The 17,246-nt window shown below is 65.9% G+C and carries 12 protein-coding genes; 11 read left to right on the top strand and 1 reads right to left on the bottom strand.

Features of this window, described 5'->3' with window-relative positions; all coding sequences use genetic code 11:
- Positions 1 to 69 precede the first annotated feature (69 nt).
- The 6 genes from ACFFGN_RS29980 (at position 70) to ACFFGN_RS29955 (ending at position 9,143) form a co-directional block, all read left to right on the top strand.
- The gene (locus ACFFGN_RS29980; protein WP_380054436.1) at positions 70 to 1,965 is read left to right on the top strand and encodes a glycerophosphodiester phosphodiesterase; all 1,896 of its coding nucleotides are present in this window, start codon (positions 70 to 72) and stop codon (positions 1,963 to 1,965) included.
- A gap of 28 nt (positions 1,966 to 1,993) precedes the next feature.
- A complete protein-coding gene (locus ACFFGN_RS29975) occupies positions 1,994 to 2,296 on the top strand; it encodes a hypothetical protein (protein WP_380054431.1) in 303 nt (100 codons plus the stop codon).
- 415 nt (positions 2,297 to 2,711) lie between these two features.
- Entirely contained in the window at positions 2,712 to 3,191 is a 480-nt protein-coding gene (gene nrdR, locus ACFFGN_RS29970; RefSeq protein ID WP_380054428.1) for a transcriptional regulator NrdR, read from the top strand.
- A 150-nt stretch (positions 3,192 to 3,341) separates the two neighbouring features.
- Positions 3,342 to 6,263, top strand: coding sequence for a vitamin B12-dependent ribonucleotide reductase (locus ACFFGN_RS29965; protein WP_380054424.1), 2,922 nt, complete (start codon positions 3,342 to 3,344; stop codon positions 6,261 to 6,263).
- A gap of 84 nt (positions 6,264 to 6,347) precedes the next feature.
- On the top strand, positions 6,348 to 7,991 hold the full coding sequence (locus tag ACFFGN_RS29960) for a helix-turn-helix transcriptional regulator (RefSeq protein ID WP_380054421.1): 1,644 nt from the start codon (positions 6,348 to 6,350) through the stop codon (positions 7,989 to 7,991).
- Positions 7,992 to 8,069: 78 nt separating this feature from the next.
- Positions 8,070 to 9,143 carry a class I SAM-dependent methyltransferase gene (locus tag ACFFGN_RS29955; protein WP_380054419.1) on the top strand — a complete coding sequence of 358 codons (1,074 nt, stop codon included), beginning with the start codon at positions 8,070 to 8,072 and terminating at the stop codon, positions 9,141 to 9,143.
- An 84-nt stretch (positions 9,144 to 9,227) separates the two neighbouring features.
- Here the strand turns inward: ACFFGN_RS29955 and ACFFGN_RS29950 are convergent, their stop codons facing one another.
- Positions 9,228 to 10,016, bottom strand: coding sequence for an aldo/keto reductase (locus ACFFGN_RS29950; RefSeq protein ID WP_380055095.1), 789 nt, complete (start codon positions 10,014 to 10,016; stop codon positions 9,228 to 9,230).
- 195 nt (positions 10,017 to 10,211) lie between these two features.
- Between ACFFGN_RS29950 and ACFFGN_RS29945 the strand changes: the two genes are divergently transcribed.
- From ACFFGN_RS29945 to ACFFGN_RS29925, 5 genes are all read left to right on the top strand, one after another.
- The gene (locus ACFFGN_RS29945; RefSeq protein WP_380054416.1) at positions 10,212 to 10,706 is read left to right on the top strand and encodes a hypothetical protein; all 495 of its coding nucleotides are present in this window, start codon (positions 10,212 to 10,214) and stop codon (positions 10,704 to 10,706) included.
- Between the two features lie 94 nt (positions 10,707 to 10,800).
- On the top strand, positions 10,801 to 15,318 hold the full coding sequence (locus ACFFGN_RS29940) for a polymorphic toxin-type HINT domain-containing protein (RefSeq protein WP_380054413.1): 4,518 nt from the start codon (positions 10,801 to 10,803) through the stop codon (positions 15,316 to 15,318).
- A 14-nt stretch (positions 15,319 to 15,332) separates the two neighbouring features.
- Positions 15,333 to 15,839 carry a hypothetical protein gene (locus tag ACFFGN_RS29935; RefSeq protein ID WP_380054410.1) on the top strand — a complete coding sequence of 169 codons (507 nt, stop codon included), beginning with the start codon at positions 15,333 to 15,335 and terminating at the stop codon, positions 15,837 to 15,839.
- Between the two features lie 202 nt (positions 15,840 to 16,041).
- Positions 16,042 to 16,251 (top strand): KTSC domain-containing protein, encoded by a 210-nt coding sequence (locus ACFFGN_RS29930; protein ID WP_380054407.1) that lies wholly within the window; start codon positions 16,042 to 16,044, stop codon positions 16,249 to 16,251.
- A 103-nt stretch (positions 16,252 to 16,354) separates the two neighbouring features.
- Positions 16,355 to 16,579, top strand: coding sequence for a hypothetical protein (locus ACFFGN_RS29925; RefSeq protein WP_380054405.1), 225 nt, complete (start codon positions 16,355 to 16,357; stop codon positions 16,577 to 16,579).
- Positions 16,580 to 17,246 lie beyond the last annotated feature (667 nt).

Raw genomic sequence — 17,246 nt, 5'->3', positions numbered from 1 at the left:
GGGACAGTTTGCTGTTGGTTCATGACGAACACTGGCGCTGTTGTTGTGATTTTCCTACGTTCAGTCGTCATGACCTCTCCCATCACGAGCCGGCGCCGTCCCGTCCGCGCCGCGACCGCCTTCCTTGTCACCACCGCCGCCGTGACGACCCTGCTCGCCGCCTCACCTGCCGCCACGGCCAGCGCCACCGGCACCGCCAGCCCCACCGCCCCCGCGGAAGCGACCGCGCCTGCGGCAGCGGCAGCGACGGCCCCGACGGTCAGTGAGACCTTCGACGGTCCCGGTCTGCCCGCCGGATGGACCGCCGCCGAAGGAACCTGGCGGGTCGAGAACGGCCGCCTGATCGGTACGTCGACCAGCTCCAGCCAGCTGAGCCGGATCACCTTCGGTACGCCGCTGACCGACTTCCGGATCGAGGCCCGGCTCCGGTTCGAGTCGGCCGTCGACGCGGCCCGGTGGACGGCGTTCGGCCTCGATCTCGCCCCGAGCGGCGTCGTGCCCTGGTCGATCGCGACCCTACGCAACAACGCCACCGCCTCGAACGGTCTTGAGTTCGCCCAGCGCACCACCGCCAACGCGTGGAACGTCACCAACACGGCTCCCTCCCCGGTCCAGGTGGGCACCGGCAAGGAGGTCCGCGTCGCCGTGGAGGTCCGCGGTACCCGTGGCGTCTGGTACGTCGACGGCCGCGAGGCCTTGCGTACGACGCAGGTGCAGCGCACTCCGCAAGGCGTGCAGGCGTTGCTCGTCAACGGCTCGACCGTCTCGTTCGACGACCTGACGGTGACACCGCTCGCCCGCGAGTCGTTCGTGCGCAAGCCGGGGGAGACCCTGCGAATCTGGGCCCACCGCGGCGCCTCGTCCGCCGTACCGGAGAACACCGCGGCCTCCGATGAGGTGGCCCGCCGCGCCGGCGCCGAGTGGATCGAGAACGACGTCCAGCCCTCCAAGGACGGCGTGCCGGTGATCCTGCACGACACCACGGTCGACCGCACCACGGATGGCTCCGGTGCGGTGCGAAACCTGACCGCGGCGCAACTCGCCGGGCTCGACGCTGGTTCCTGGTTCGCCCCGGCCTTCGTCGGTCAGCGCATCCCGACCCTGGCGAGCCAGCTCGAAGGCCTGAAGACCCGAGGCGGCAACCTGCTGCTGGAGGTCAAGGGCTCGCACACCAAGGCACAGGTCGAGCGCATCGTCGCGGAGATCCGTGCGAAGGGCATGAGCAGTCGGGTGTTCGTGCAGAGCTTCGAGCCGCAGCACCTGGTCTGGATGCGCGAGCTCGCCCCGGAGCTGCCACTCGGCCTGTTGCGCAGCACGCTGGACGCGGACCCGGTCGCCATCGCGAAGGACCTCGGCCTGTCGGCGTACAACCCGTCGGAGACCGCGTTCCGCACCAAGCCCGGCATCGTCGCAGGCCTGCATGCGGCAGGCGTCGCGGTGAACGTCTGGACCGTCGACAACGCGACCAGCTGGAAGTTCCTCGAAGAGGCGGACGTCGACGGCATCATCACGAACCGCCCGGCCGAGCTCGCCGGCTGGAACGCCGCTTTCAAGCAGCGCCCGGCCGCAACCGTTCTCAGCCCGGCACCCGGCGCGAAGCTCGATCGTGCCCAGACGGTGACGATCGCGGTGGACGCGGCTGACGGCCAGGAGATCACCTTCGACGGCAAGCCGGTCGCCAACGGCCAAACGATCGCCCTCGCGTACGAAACCGCGGGTCGTCACGTCATCAAGGTCGGCGGTGTTGAGTCCTCGTTCGAGGTGATCGCGACCCGGACCGGTCTGGCCCACCTCATCCTCACCTCGGAGGCGCCCGCGCACGCCGTCGCGACGATGACCTCGATGCTCGGCTCCGGCCGGTACGACGCCCTCGCCACGTATGCCGCAACTCCCGCCACGCGGGGGATCGCGGCCGACCAGCGGCGGCTGATCATCGCCGAGGCAAAGGCGCTTCGCGACCGCTGACGGCCTGGTGGTCGGCCAGCATGAAGTAGTGACGAACGACGCGCTTCATCCACAGCCACCGCATCTGTCGATCAGCATCTGGTCGCCGGATGACGAGGAGTCCGTCTTCGCGCGTGCCTGTGACGTGGCAGTGGAGCTGGGGTGTCAGCCGAGCGGATTCGTTCGGCTGACACCCCGTGGCGAGCTCTTCGAGTTGCTTCACGACCTCGATGCGACCACCGGGCAACTCGTGGCTCCCGCCTTCGAGACCGCCGTCCATGGTGGCGGCCTGCGGTCGACCGTTCCCGGGCCGCTTTCGGACCTGGCGACGCGACGTCCTGGCGCACGGTGAGTTCTTCCGCGCGCCCGATTCGGGACTGCCCGACGCCCGGGTGATGCGCTCCGCCTGCGTCGCGCTGGGATACGCCGTAGCAGGTTGAACACGGCCCGCGATAGCCGTATTCCCGTCTCGAAATCAGCCCGAATCGGTCTCGGAACGTGCCCGAATATGTTGCCTCGGTAACGACACGCCGAGCTCACGCGGGGCTCCGGGGCTTTCTTGCTTCTGTCGGTGGCCGGGCGTACGGTATCCCTAGATGTAGTAGTTACACGGGTGAAGTTAGTCCACAGGTTGTGGTCGCTTACGCACAGGCCATACACAGGTTGTCCCCAGGTTTATCCCCAGACGGCACCGCTAGCGGGGCGCCGCACCGGGTTGTGACCTCTTCGTGGGACGACCGATCAGCTCTCGGGAGGAGTGGTTCGCGATGCACTGTCCTTACTGCCGTCACGCGGACTCCCGGGTGGTGGACAGCCGGGTCGCCGAGGACGGTGGAGCGATCCGCCGGCGTCGGCAGTGCCCGGTGTGCGAGAAGCGGTTCACCACGGTCGAGCAGATGCAGCTCACAGTGGTGAAGCGGTCCGGTGCGACCGAGCCGTTCAGCCGCGACAAGGTCATCCGGGGTGTCGGCAAGGCCTGCAAGGGCCGTCCGGTCGACACCAACGCCCTGGCGCGACTCGGCCAGCAGGTCGAGGACGCACTGAAGGGCGCCGGGTCGCCGGAGGTGCCGGCGCACGAGGTGGGCCTGGCCATTCTCGGCCCGTTGCGGGAGCTCGACGAGGTGGCGTATCTGCGCTTCGCGAGCGTTTACCGCCAGTTCGAGTCGGCTGACGACTTCGAGACCGAGATCGCGCTGCTCCGGGCGGAGAAAGAGCCCGCCGGTACGGAGCCAACGGCCCGCACCTAGGGCTTCGCCAGGCGTCTCGCCCGGGCGCCGTACCCAAAGAACACCACAGACGTTAACGGGGAGTACCAGCAGTACAGCAGTGCCTTGCTATGCCCAACGGGGCGGTCCCGACAGACCGCAGCAGTAGTACAGACGAGTCGAGGAGCAACCATGACAGAGACGGTGACCGGCCACTCGGGGTCGACCAAAAGGTCGGCGGCCGGGTTCCGGGGGCGCAAGAACGCGTCCGCGGGACTCACCATCGAGCGCATCTTCAGCACCGAGGGCGTGCACCCCTACGACGACGTGACGTGGGAGCGCCGCGACGTCGTGCAGCAGAACTGGAAGACCGGTGAGACCGTCTTCGAGCAGCGCGGGGTCGAGTTCCCCGACTTCTGGAGCGTGAACGCCTCCACCATCGTCACCACCAAGTACTTCCGTGGCGCGGTCGGCCACGACAACCGCGAGTTCAGCCTCAAGCAGCTGCTCGACCGGGTCGTGAAGACCTATCGCAAGGCCGGTGAGGACTACGGCTACTTCGCCACTCCCGCCGACGCCGAGATCTTCGAGCACGAGCTGACCTGGATGCTGTTGCACCAGTACTTCAGCTTCAACTCGCCCGTCTGGTTCAACGTCGGTACGACGTCCCCGCAGCAGGTGTCGGCCTGCTTCATCCTCGCCGTCGACGACTCGATGGACTCGATCCTCAACTGGTACAAGGAAGAGGGCCTGATCTTCAAGGGCGGCTCCGGTGCCGGCCTGAACCTGTCCCGGATCCGCTCGTCGAAGGAACTGCTGCAGTCCTCCGGTGGTACCGCCTCCGGCCCGGTCAGCTTCATGCGCGGCGCGGACGCCTCGGCCGGCACCATCAAGTCCGGTGGCGCCACCCGCCGTGCGGCCAAGATGGTCGTGCTGGACATCGACCACCCGGACATCGAGGAGTTCGTCGAGACCAAGATGCGCGAGGAGGACAAGATCCGCGTCCTCCGCGACGCCGGGTACGACATGGACCTCGGCGGCCGCGACATCACCTCCGTGCAGTACCAGAACGCCAACAACTCGGTCCGGGTCACCGACGAGTTCATGCGCGCGGTCGAGGAGAAGGGCGAGTTCGGCCTGCGGGCCCGGATCGACAACTCGATCATCGAGACCGTCGACGCCCGCGAGCTGTTCGACAAGATCAGCCACGCCGCCTGGGCCTGCGCCGACCCCGGCATCCAGTACGACGACACCATCAACGACTGGCACACCACGCCCGAGACGGGCCGGATCACCGCGTCCAACCCCTGCTCGGAGTACATGCACCTCGACAACTCGTCGTGCAACCTGGCGTCGCTCAACCTGATGAAGTTCCTGTCCGATGACGACAGCTTCGACTCGCAGAAGTTCGTCAAGGCCGTCGAGCTGATCATCACCGCGATGGACATCTCGATCTGCTTCGCGGACTTCCCGACCGAGGCGATCGGCGACACCACCCGCGCCTACCGTCAGCTCGGCATCGGCTACGCCAACCTCGGCGCCCTGCTGATGGCGACGGGCCACGCGTACGACTCCGACGGTGGCCGCGCGCTGGCCGGCGCGATCACCTCGCTGATGACCGGTACGTCGTACCGTCGCTCGGCCGAGCTCGCCGGTGTTGTCGGCCCGTACGACGGCTTCGCCCGGAACAAGGACGCGCACACCCGCGTGATGCGCAAGCACGCCGCGGCCAACGACGCGATCCGCACGGTGCACGAGATCGACAAGGACGTGCAGGCCCACGCCACCCGCGAGTGGGAGGGCGTGCTGAAGATCGGCACCAAGAACGGCTGGCGTAACGCGCAGGCCTCGGTGCTCGCGCCGACCGGCACCATCGGTTTCATGATGGACTGCGACACCACCGGTATCGAGCCGGACTTCTCGCTGGTCAAGTTCAAGAAGCTGGTCGGCGGCGGCTCGATGCAGATCGTCAACCAGACGGTGCCGCGGGCCCTGCGCCTGCACGGCTACACCGAGGAGACCATCGAGGCCATCGTCGAGTACATCGCCGAGCACGGTCACGTCGTCGACGCTCCCGGCCTGAAGACCGAGCACTACGAGATCTTCGACACCGCCATGGGCGAGCGCTCGATCAAGCCGATGGGTCACGTCCGGATGATGGCGGCGGCTCAGCCGTTCCTGTCCGGCGCGATCTCGAAGACGGTCAACCTGCCGGAGTCGGCCACGGTCGAGGAGATCGCGGACGTCTACTTCCAGGGCTGGAAGCTCGGCCTGAAGGCGCTGGCCGTCTACCGTGACAACTGCAAGGTCGGCCAGCCGCTGTCGGACTCGAAGACCGCGAAGGCCAACGGCTCGGACTCCAGCGGCACCACCGCCGCCACGGCCGAGAAGATCGTGGAGAAGGTCGTCGAGTACCGCGCGACCCGCAAGCGCCTGCCGAAGTCCCGCCCGTCGCGCACCACCTCGTTCAGCGTCGGTGGCGCGGAGGGTTACATGACTGCCGGGTCCTACCCCGACGACGGCCTCGGCGAGATCTTCCTGAAGATGGGCAAGCAGGGTTCGACCCTGGCTGGTGTGATGGACGCCTTCTCGATCGCGGTCTCGATCGCCCTGCAGCACGGTGTGCCGCTGGAGACCTACGTCCAGAAGTTCACCAACCTGAAGTTCGAGCCGGCCGGTCTGACCGACGACCCGGACGTCCGGATGGCGCAGTCGATCATGGACTACATCTTCCGCCGGCTGGCCCTGGACTACCTGCCCTTCGAGGACCGGGCCGCCCTGGGCATCTACTCGGCCGATGAGCGGTCCCGCCAGCTCGACACCGGGTCGTACGAGGCCCCGGCCGAGCTGTCCGAAGCCGACTCGCTGAAGGCGGTCGAGCCGATCGAGCCGGTCACCGACCTGGTCGAGGCCGACGCCGCGGCGGACCCCTCGGTCGACGCGGCAGCCGCCAAGCCGGTCAAGGGCGAGGCCCGCACCACGGCAGAGATGTTCGAGCTGATCACCGGAACCTCGGTGGACGCCCCACTCTGCTTCACCTGCGGAACCAAGATGCGCCCCAGCGGTTCCTGCTACGTCTGCGAAGGCTGCGGCAGCACCTCCGGCTGCAGCTGACGGTCTAGCTGGCTCCTGACAGCCCCGGTCCACTTCGGTGGGCCGGGGCTGTCCTGGTTGCGGAGTCGGGAGTACCGTCGAAAAGTGACGGAGACGGCCGCTCTCCTCGAGGCGGGCGGAACGGCGCTTGCCAACGGGGACTGGGTGGCGGCGCGTACTGCGTTCGGCGAGGCTGTGCACATCGACCAGACCGCCGAGGGCCACTTCGGCCTGGGAACCGCGCACTGGTGGCTCGGGAACGTCCGCGAGGCGTTCTCCTATTGGGAGCGCGCGTACGCCGGCTTCTCCCGGTCAGACCCGGCACAGGCGGTTGGAGTCGCCATCGGCCTCAGCCTGTTGTACGAGGCGAATGCCGGGAATCGCACGGTCGCACGCGCTTGGGCGGCTCGAGCGGCCCGGCTCGCCGCAGGCCTGGAAGAGCCGGTCCTCTCGGCATGGGTCTTGCTCGCGAAATGTGGCTCCGAGGACGACCCGCTCCAGGTAGCCGCCTGGGCAGAGCGCGCGCACCAGGTCGCCGTACGCGCGGGCGATCGCGATTTGGAGCTTTGCGCGCTCAGTATGCGCGGTTCGGCGTACGTCGACCTCGGCCGGATCGCTGACGGCGGGATGCTGCTGGACGAGGCGCTCGCGGGCGCGCTTGGTGGCGAGGGCGCGAATCTCGACACGGTGGTTCTCACGAGCTGTCTGCTGATGCGGTCCTGCGTTCACGGGGCCGACTACCTCCGGGTTATCCAGTGGAACCGCTCGCTGGAGACCTTCATCGAGCGGTACGGCTGTCCCTATCTCAACGCGACCTGCCGAGCGTCGTACGGCGCTGTGCTCGTCTCGACCGGGGACTGGGCGCGGGCAGAGACAGAGTTGGCGGCAGCCGTCGACTTGGCCCGCGACGCGCTACCCGCCGTACGGGCTGAGGCCTTTGCGTACCTCGCCGACTTGCGTCTTGCGCAGGGGCGAGTGGAAGAGGCTCGTCAGTTGCTGGCGGGATTCGAGGACCGCGCGGTCGTACTGCCGGTGCTGGTGGCCGGGTATCTGGCTACGAGCGAGATCTCGACGGCGGTTTCGATCGCGCGGCAGCGGCTGAGTGAGGTCGAAGGACGTTTCCTGGAGGAGGCGCGGCTTCGCGAGGCGCTTGGTGAGGCGTGTTTGGTGGCGGGAGACGTTGACGGCGCGCTTCGCGAAGGCCGGTATCTCGCCGAGCTGGCCACCCACTCGGACAGCGCGCTGATCACGGCTCGCGCCGAGCGGTTGACCGGCCGTGCTTTGCTCGCGGCAATGGACTTGGCCGAGGCGTGCGCTCACCTCGCTGCGGCTCGAACACACTTCTCGATTCTGGAGATGCCGCTCGAGGTCGCTCGTACGCGGATGGCCTTCGCGGCGGCACTGGTCGTCGAGGAGCCCGAGCCGGCGATCGTCGAGGCACGGATGGCATTGACCGTCTTCGAGGATCTGGGCGCCGCGACTGATGCCGACGCGGCTGCGGGCTGGTTGCGCTCGGCCGGAGCCGCGGCGGCGCGGGTCGGGCCGAAGGGCTTGGGGCTGCTCACGAAGCGAGAGCTCGACGTACTCGAGCTGCTGGCAGATGGGCCGTCCAATCCGGAGATCGCTGCCCGGCTCTACCTGAGTCGGCGGACCGTCGAGCACCACGTCGCCAGTGTGCTGTCGAAACTCGGTCTGCGGAACCGGGCCGAGGCCGCCGCCTTCGCCACTCGCCGGCGCGCCTCGATTTAGGTGAATTCACCGATGCTCGGGATCGGCCGGGCAGTGGATGCTCGGGGGACTTAGTTTTCCCTGACTTTAGGAGACGTCATGAGCACATCGTCTGCTTTGGACGCCGTTCGTGCGGAGGAGTTCGGCGCGCGGATGGCTGAGGTGCTGAACGACGGCATGCTCGCACTGCTGATGAGCATCGGACACCAGGTCGGGCTGTTCGACACCTTGGCGGAGTTGCCGGCGGCAACTAGTCACGAGATCGCTGGTGCGGCCGATCTACAAGAACGGTACGTGCGCGAGTGGCTCGGTGCGATGACTACGGCGAAGGTGCTGGAGTACGACCCGATCGCGCGCACGTACCGGCTCCCGGCGGAACACGCTGGCTGGCTCACACGTGCGGCGGGTCCGGCCAACCTCGCGGCGGCGACGCAGTTCATCCCGTTGCTCGCGAGCGTCGAATCGCAACTGACCGAGTGTTTCCGCACTGGCGGTGGCGTGCCCTATTCGTCGTACAGCGAGTTCCATCGGTTGATGGCCGAGGACAGTGGTGCCGTCTTCGACGCGTCTCTCGTGGACGAGGTGCTGCCGCTCGTTCCGGGTCTGCCCGAGCGATTGCGGGACGGACTCGACGTGGCGGATTTCGGTTGCGGGAGTGGGCATGCGATCAACCTGATCGCGCAGGAGTTCCCGCGCAGTCGCTGCGTGGGTTACGACTTCTCCGCGGAGGCCGTCGCCGCTGGCAAGGAGGAAGCCGCGCGCCTCGGTTTGAGCAATGCCGAATTCGTGGTTCAGGATGTCGCATCGCTGGCCGAGCACGACCGGTACGACCTGATCACGGCCTTCGACACGATCCACGACCAGGCGCATCCGGCCGAGGTGTTGTCCGCGATCGCCGCTGCGCTCCGGCCGGGTGGCGTCTTCCTGATGGTCGATATCCAGGCGTCGAGTCAGCTTGAGGACAACGTTGAGCATCCGTTCGGCACGTTCCTCTATTCCGTGTCGACGATGCACTGCATGACCGTGTCGCTCTCCCTCGGCGGTGACGGCCTCGGGACGGTGTGGGGTGAACAGAAGGCGCAGCAGATGCTCAGCGACGCCGGCTTCACCTCGATCCAGGCTCGGCACATCGAAGCCGACAGCTTCAACACCTACTACATCGCCACCATCTGATCGCGCCTAATCCAGCTTTCTCCTGGGGCTGATGTCGTCCAGGGCTCTTTGCCTACGGTTGATGTCGCCTGGGGCTGCTTTCGCCTAGTGGCCGAAGGAATCGGAGTCGACCACCTCCGTCGCCAAGCCATCGAGAGCCGACAGGGCAGCGATCTCGTCTTCGGTGAGCTCGAAGTCAAAAACGTCGAGATTCTGCGTGAGTCTGCGCGGATCCTGCGACTTGGGAATCGGTACGACGTTGAGCTCAACGTGCCAACGCAAAATGACCTGACCTGGCGTCTTGCCATGCGCGTCAGCGATCTTCGCGACCTTCGGATGCTCGAGTAGATCGGTGCGCTTACCAAGCGGACTCCAGCCCTCGGTGACGATCCCGTGCTCATCGTGGAAAGCGCGAGCGTCATTCCTGATCCAATACGGACTGAGCTGGATCTGGTTGACCTCGGGAACCACCGCGGTCTCGTCGATCAATCGCCGCAGGTGCGTCGGCTTGAAGTTGGACACCCCGATTGCGCGCACCAAGCCGGCCTCCCGCAGCTCGATCAACCCACGCCAGGCGTCGACGTACTGGTCCTGCTTGGGATTGGGCCAGTGGATCAGAAAGAGGTCCAGGTACTCCAGGCCCAACCGCTCGGCACTGGCCTCGAACGCTTCCCGCACTCCGGAAACGCTGTGCCGCTCGTTGTTGAACTTCGAGGTGACAAACAGCTCTTCCCGCTTCGCTTGCGCGGCTTTGATGCCACGCCCGACACCAACCTCATTGCGGTACATCTCAGCGGTATCGATCAGCCGATACCCCGCCTCGATAGCGATCGTGACAGCTCGCTCCGCCTCATCGTCAGACATCGGCGACGTCCCCAGCCCCAGCCGCGGCATCTCAGCGCCATGCGTCAGCCCAACAGTCGGCACAACCTGACTCATCACATCTCCTCCTCTGTAGACCTCCCATCCTGCCTCAACCGCAAGATCGCGCGAGCCCTTTATCCACAGGCCATCCGGAAGGCGCGCAGTGCCAAAATCTCCTTGTGGATAACGAATAATCGGCCTCTGAATGCTCGTATATTCACTAGCATGTCCGATACAAAATCACGAGCCGACCAGATCCTCGCTGCCGCCGCAGCCGCGTACGCCGAGTCCACCGCCGCCGAGATACAGCTCCTCCGGATCGCCTTGCGTTACGCCGATCTCAATGCAACGCCAGACCCGCCGCCAGGGAAAGGCAAGATGACGGTGGTGGGCGGCGAGGGCTGCCCGGCCCTGCCTGAGGCGTGCGTCCGGGAATTCGATGCACATATGGAATCGGGGGACGAGCACGCGTCAAGCTATCTCGGGGAGGCCCTCGCGTTGCGGCACCGATTCCCGAAGACATTCGCCCGCGTTCTGGCCGGTGACGTGCCTGCGCGCCAGGCACGGGAGTTGGCCAGAGCCTGCCTGGCCCTGACACTTCCGGCGGCGGGAACCATCGACGAAGAAGTGCACCTCAGGCTGGAGACGATCGATTCGCAAGAGTTGAGCCGGCTCATCAGCTCGGCACGTACACGGGCCGGCCTCTCATCTGCTGCTTGAGTTATCCACAGGTCCGTGGAACGGGATGGACATTGAGGTGCAGGTTTGACCACACTCAGTTCTGATGTCGTCACACAACGGGGGAACTATGCAGATGCGTGTCGTTGCGCCGCTGATCGCGCTGGTGATGGTCGCCGTCCAACTGGTCGGCGTCACTCCGGCGATGGCGGTCGACACCTGCATCCACACGGACGTGAAGGTTTTTGCCGACGGTGAGCTGATCTCCGAGGGCAGCATGATCGCGTCCGACGGCGGTTTCGGTCATGCCGGCACGGGTGTCACCTTCACCTTCCAGGCTCGAACGTTCCGCGCAAGTGCCGACTACTGCGTCCTGCGCACTACCGACGCCCTCACCTGGCAGATCCCAGCCTGGCCGTGCGAGAACCATCCCCGGCCGAAACCGGTCGCCACCCAATCGCTCACGTGGAGCCTGACGGTGCCGCTCGACTGCGAAGTCGCGGCGCCACCTGGCCTTCTTGGTGGTTCCCTGACGAATGGCAAGGGCGCCGCCTCCGGGAACGCGTTGATCTACGCCGGAGCGCCGGAGTGGGTGCTTCCGCACGAGCAGGCCCGCGGACTGTTCGGCCCTTTCGCGATGCAGGCCGATCCGGTCAACACCCTCACAGGCGCGCTCACCGAGGTAGTCACCGATGCTGCCGCGCCGGGTCTCGGTGTGGCCCTGTCCGTCGACCGCACGTACAACTCGAACGCGCCGGACAGCGGCGTGCACGGCAAAGGCTGGCGTGCGTCGTACTCCGATCACCTCACGATCGAGCGCGCCGGCGCGTCGCTGATCTACCACGCCGCGGATGGCCGCAATATCCGTTTCACCCGCGCGGGCGCCGGCCCGTCGTACGTGATTGAGCGTGGCCCGGCCCGCTTCGACCTGGTTCGTACCGCGATCGGCTTCACTCTCACGACGTACGAGCGAATGGCGATGACCTTCTCGGCGGCCGGGGCATTGACCGGTATCCGCGACCGCAACGGCCAAGGCGTCACCGTGGATCAACGCGACGGCAAGGTTGTTGCCGTCAGCAACGGGCGACGCGCTCTGCGGTACCAGTACGACGCCGCGGGTCTGATCACGTCGGTCGTGCTGTCCGCGCCGGGGATGGACCCGCGCATCGTTCGGTACAGCTATCAGGATGGCCGCTTGACCGAGGTCACGTCACCCGGCGGGCTGAAGACCCGCTATGGGTACGACGAGGCCGGCCGACTCACCAGTCGGATGACGGGGGACCGGTCCACACCGGAGATCACCACGAAATACGACGCGTCCGGCCGGGTGGAGTCGCAGACCGACGGCAACGGGCACACGATGCGCTGGTCCTGGGTGCAAAGTGGCGTCGCCCTGAGCGGTACGTCGACTATGACAGATCCAACCGGCGCCCGTTGGCTGAATGAGTACAAGCGTGGCTGGCTCGTCGGCCAGACCGATCCGACCGGTATCGCGGTCCGGTTCAGCTACGACGCGGCGGGCAACCTCACGCACGTCCTCGACGGTCAGGGCAATGGCGCGCGCCAGGCGTACGACGTCCGCGGCCGGGTGACGAAATCGGTAGCCGCGGCGGGCGGAGTCGTACGGCGCGGCTACAACGCGACGAACGACCAGACCAGCGAAGTCGATCAAAGCGGTCGGCCCATCGCCGCAAGCTATGACGGTCGAGGTAATCCCACCTCCATCACCCAGGCGGGCAAGACCGTCACCACCACGTACGACGCTCGCGGGCTCGCCACCGTTGTACGAGACCCACTCGGCCGTACGACCCGGTTCGCCTTCAACACCGATGGCGACCTGATCCGTACTACCGATCCAGCCGGCCTCGAAACCTCGTACGAGATCGACGGCTGGGGACGGATCACCTCGGTCAAGTCCCCACGTGGAGCCGTCACGCGGATCTCGTATGACGCGGAGAGCCGGGTCGAGCGCATCGTGGGCCCAGGCGGCGCGACGGTGCAACGGCAGTACGACGGCCGCGGCAGGCTTGTCGGCACCACCGACGCGGCGGGCCGAACCACCACCTTGAAGTACGACGAGGCGGACCAGGTCGTCGCTGTACAAGGCCCAGACGCGAACTTGCCCGAGGCCACCATTGCGTATGACCCGAGTGGACGCGTGGTCAAACAGGTCGATCCTGGCGGACGTGCCCACCAGACGTCGTACGACGGCGCCGGTCGTCCGTTGACGGTGACGTACGGCGGCCGCACGTGGAAGTTCGGCTACGACAAATCGGGCCGTCTCATCCGTACAACGCTGCCCTCCGGGAAAGCCGCGAGCTTCGCGCTGGATCGCCGCGGGCTCATCTCGAAGGTGACGTACTCCGACGGGACACCCGCGGTCTCGTTCACCTGGGACCAGCTCGGACGCCGAACGTCGCAGACCGACGGCACGGGCAAAACGACCTACGCCTACGACTCGTTCGACCGGCTGCAGTCCGCGCAGGGTCCGGGCGGCGCCATCGAGTACCAGTGGGACGCCGTCGGCAACCTCCTTTCCCGCAAAGCCGCGGGCCACACCGAGTCCTACACGTGGGACCTGCTCGACCGCCTGTCCCAGGTCAAGGTGGACGGGCGACCACTGGCCACCTACCGCTACGACGTCCCGCGCGGCACGGCGACCACTCAGCACGCCGACGGCATGACCGAGCTACAGCGGTTCGACGAACGCGACCGCCTCGTATCGACGGTTGTCACCCGAGGTGCTTCCGCGCTACGCAAGCTCGAATACGCCTACGACGCCGTCAACCAGGTAGTCCGCACGAGTGACTCGAAGGCCGGCACCGCCGCCTACGAGTACGACCCGTCGGGCCGCCTGACCCAGGTCTGCTACGCCGTCGACAAGTGTGCGCCGGACACGAAGGACTTCATCCGCTACGCGTACGACGGCAGCGGCAACCGCACCTGGGAACAACGCCCTTCGGGCGCGACGTGGTTCGGCTTCGGCGGGGGGAGCGAGCCGGTTGGTTCGATCGGCCTCCCGAGCCGTTTCCCGATCGAATGGCCGCAGTCGCGCGCCAACCAACTCGATGCCGACGGCAACCTCCGCTCCGACGGCACCACGACGTACACCTGGAGCGCAGCCGGCAAGCCCGTCTCGTCCATCCGCGACGGCGTCACGACGACCTACCAGCACGCAGGCGACGGCCGCCGGATCGCGCAAACCACCAAGGGCACCGCCACCCGCTTCCTATGGGACCCGCTTTCCCCACAGATCCTGGCCAGTGGCCCAACCCGGTACATCTACGGCGAAGGAGTACTCGCCAGCCTGGCCGGCGGCCGAGCCACCCCCATGGTGACCGGCCCAACCGGCTCCACCCTGATGACCGGCACCACCCACCACGACTTCGAGCCGTACGGCGCCCCGCGTGGTCCCGCCGCCGCGGGCCTCGGCTACGCCGGCGGCCTCCGTCTCCCCGGCGGCACCTACCTCTTCGGCCAACGCGAATACGACCCCACCACCGCCCTCTTCCTCTCCCCAGACCAAGGCGCCAGCGACCAGCCCTATGGATACGGACTCGGGAATCCACTGTCCTTCAGTGATCTCAGTGGGATGTGGTCCCGCGACGAGATCCTCACGAAGGTGTCCAAGATAGGTGGCGGGGTTTCAACAGGTGCTCTGCTAGTCGCTGTCGGCTGCACAGTGGCTGTCGTCTGTGCACCGCTGGTTCCCTTCGCACTCGCCACAGCCGCGGTCACCGGCACCATCGCCGGAGTAAGTGATGGAATCCTCAGCGCGGAAGCCTGCGCGAAGAAGGGGAACTGTTCTCGCCTGATTGCCGATTTCGCACTGATCGCCATCACCAGCCGTCTGCCGGTCCTCCGAACCGCGAAGGGCTTCGGTCGTACCGCCGGGAAGGCCTGCAGCTTCGCGGCCAGCACAGCGGTGCTGATGGCCGACGGCTCAACCAAACCGATCAGCCAGATTAGAGCGGGCGATCAGGTCCATGCCGAAGACCCGGAGACCGGCAGCAGCGGCGCTCGAATAGTCACGGCTACCTGGACCCACTCAGACGACCTCTTCGACCTGGAGATCAATCGGGATGTCCTCACGACTACTGACGATCACCCGTTCTGGAGCGAAGCCGACCGGCGGTATAGCCGGGCTGATCGTTTGCGTGCTGGAGATCGGCTCCGCACGACAGATGGCCGAAGCGCGGTCGTGGGTCGTTTCAAGGCGGATCTGCCAAGATCCGCCCTCGCCTACAACCTCAGCGTTGACGACCTCTCGACCTATTTCGTACTTGCGGGAGCAACACCAGTTCTGGTGCACAACACCAATTCAGGATGCGACCCGAACTGGAGTTGGCGGAGCGGGCCCACATTCGGTCACACTTTCAAGACGCATGGCGCCGGAGATAAAAATGCCAGAAAGCTGACCGACCGTGCCCGCAGCACCGGCAATCAGCAAGGTCAGTGGCTCGACAACGAAGCCGCTGCCGACTTCTTGAAGAGCGTTCACGTGCCAGGTGCCGGTCCCAGGTCGGTTCGAATCCCTGATGGTCTTGGGCGAGTCATCATGCCGGATGGGACCGTCGTTCCAGCGAGAGCAGCTACGCTCATTCACGGTCAGGGCGACTTGTATAAGACTGCATTCCCGATTGTCGGGCCGTAGAAGGGATGAGCTAGATGGGCTTCACCGTGTCGTTGACATGCGCACCAACGCACCATCATCCTGCGGCCACCTCAGCAAGCCTCGTACATGACGCGAGCTACGAGTCGTTGGTCATCGAAGCATGCAGTGTCATCGCCGACGGGGACTGCCGTTTCCATATCGGTGGGTTCGGCAAGAGCGACTGGGGGTTGGATATTGAGTACGATATGTCGGCCTTCATGGAGCAACTCCCAGATCTCATCGCCGGTCTACGTGCGCGCCGCTCTGTAGAAGTGGATCTTTATTCTCAAGGCATTGAGCGCACTCTAGAGTTCGACGCGACCGGCGACGAGGACGTGCGAATATTCTGTCGTTCGAGAACCGCTTGGGTGCCGGACCCTAGTGTCGAGATCATCGGTTCAGATGAGCTGCAGCAGATGCTCGTCGAAACAGCCGCGAGCTTCGGCAATGCGCTGGCCGCGACCGGTTCAGTGCTTGCTCATCTGCACCCTTTCGCAGCTTGGCGGAAACATCGGCTGTGACCAACGAGAACCAACTCCTGCTCAAACCTCCGATCGAAAATCTTGCCTCGGAGCACCGCTATCTAGCTCGAAAGCTCAGTAGCGATCAGACCGGCGGCACAATCGGCGAGGGATTCTCTGAGACGTCAGGCGAGGGGGGACTGGATCGCTTCGTGGATGGGTTCTCAGCGGGGAACTGATGCGACTGAGTGACTGGAGGGGCATGAAGCGGCGGTATGTGCAGTCGTCGAGTGTGCGATCGGTGGGGTATGAGCTGGAGACCGGGACGCTCGAGGTGGAGTTCGTGAGTGGGGACTTGTACCGGTACCTGGAGGTGCCGCAGTTGGTGCACAAGCAGCTGATGGCGGCGGAGAGCGTCGGCCGGTTCATCAACACACGGATCAAGCCGTACTACGAGGTCGTGGACGCTTAACGAGGTCGGGCACCCGGCGGTGCTTTGGTTCGGAGAAGTCGGGTACCGGTAGGTGGTCGGAGCACATTGGAACACGGGGGTGCGCCATCACCGAGGAGGGGACATGCGCACTCGAACTACCACGACCACCTCACGTGTGGTCACGGCGATCGTGCTGATCTGGTTGTTGATCGGCATCGCGGCCGCCGCTCAGAGGAACTACTTCGCGGGGTCTGACGCGACCTGCGCGAAGGTGGGGACAACGTTGGTCACGATCGTGGCCGGCCCGTTGAACTACATCGGCGCCAACCCGAAGGTCGACTGCGAGGCACCCCAACCCTCGCGGTAACCGTCAGGGGAGCGGCAGAACGGCGGATCGCCCCCGGGCAGCCGAGGTGGATCCGAGGGAATAGTGCGCGCGGTAGCCGGGTTACACCTGATGCCGTCCGGAGCATGACCCCGGGCCTCAACCTCAGCCGCTACGAGCGGCCACTCGCCGAGAGGCGTCTGCCGGACGGTGCTGGACCGATGGGCAGGACTGGTTAGCCGGTCCTGCCCATCCCCAACGGCATCGACCTGCCGGTGGATGACAAGCGAATAGCTAGGGCCCGTACGACGTGAGGCCTGTCCAGGTGTACGTCGTTGCAACTACCGGGTGGTTCGTGGCTCGAACTGGCGCGCGTGGATCTTGGCGGTCGGCGCGGGGGAGCCGAGTTTGACGGCGAGCCGGGGGTTCGGAACGGCTGTGACTGGTGTGAGTGGTGAGTCGCCGAGAGGGTTCGCCGGAACACGCGGATCCAGGCGGGGACCCCGATTTGCATTGAGCGGGCGAAGGTCAGTAATGTTCTTCTTGTTGGAGCGAGTGCGGGACGCGAAAGCGGCCGGACGCTCCGAACCCCCTAGCAAGTCTTAAGAGCCGAATCACACGCTCTGTGTGAGGTTCGGTCACTGAGTCGCGTCAGGGTGGCTGGGTCGGAAAGCCCGATTTGACCGGGTCTGGAAGAAACAGTAATGTT

Origin of the sequence: Kribbella deserti (assembly GCF_042434725.1) — a bacterium.
GTDB classification, from domain to species: Bacteria; Actinomycetota; Actinomycetes; order Propionibacteriales; family Kribbellaceae; genus Kribbella; species Kribbella deserti.
Note: the sequence above shows the minus strand (reverse complement) of the source record. Positions and strands in the feature narration are given on the sequence as shown.

What these genes read in the sequence shown, in the direction of transcription:
- ACFFGN_RS29980 (WP_380054436.1), top strand. Translation starts at nt 70, where the DNA reads ATGACCTCTCCCATCACGAGCCGGCGCCGTCCCGTCCGCGCCGCGACC.
- nrdR (WP_380054428.1), top strand. Translation starts at nt 2,712, where the DNA reads ATGCACTGTCCTTACTGCCGTCACGCGGACTCCCGGGTGGTGGACAGC.
- ACFFGN_RS29965 (WP_380054424.1), top strand. Translation starts at nt 3,342, where the DNA reads ATGACAGAGACGGTGACCGGCCACTCGGGGTCGACCAAAAGGTCGGCG.
- ACFFGN_RS29955 (WP_380054419.1), top strand. Translation starts at nt 8,070, where the DNA reads ATGAGCACATCGTCTGCTTTGGACGCCGTTCGTGCGGAGGAGTTCGGC.
- ACFFGN_RS29950 (WP_380055095.1), bottom strand. Translation starts at nt 10,016, where the DNA reads ATGCCGCGGCTGGGGCTGGGGACGTCGCCGATGTCTGACGATGAGGCG.
- ACFFGN_RS29945 (WP_380054416.1), top strand. Translation starts at nt 10,212, where the DNA reads ATGTCCGATACAAAATCACGAGCCGACCAGATCCTCGCTGCCGCCGCA.
- ACFFGN_RS29940 (WP_380054413.1), top strand. Translation starts at nt 10,801, where the DNA reads ATGCGTGTCGTTGCGCCGCTGATCGCGCTGGTGATGGTCGCCGTCCAA.
- ACFFGN_RS29935 (WP_380054410.1), top strand. Translation starts at nt 15,333, where the DNA reads ATGGGCTTCACCGTGTCGTTGACATGCGCACCAACGCACCATCATCCT.
- ACFFGN_RS29930 (WP_380054407.1), top strand. Translation starts at nt 16,042, where the DNA reads ATGAAGCGGCGGTATGTGCAGTCGTCGAGTGTGCGATCGGTGGGGTAT.
- ACFFGN_RS29925 (WP_380054405.1), top strand. Translation starts at nt 16,355, where the DNA reads ATGCGCACTCGAACTACCACGACCACCTCACGTGTGGTCACGGCGATC.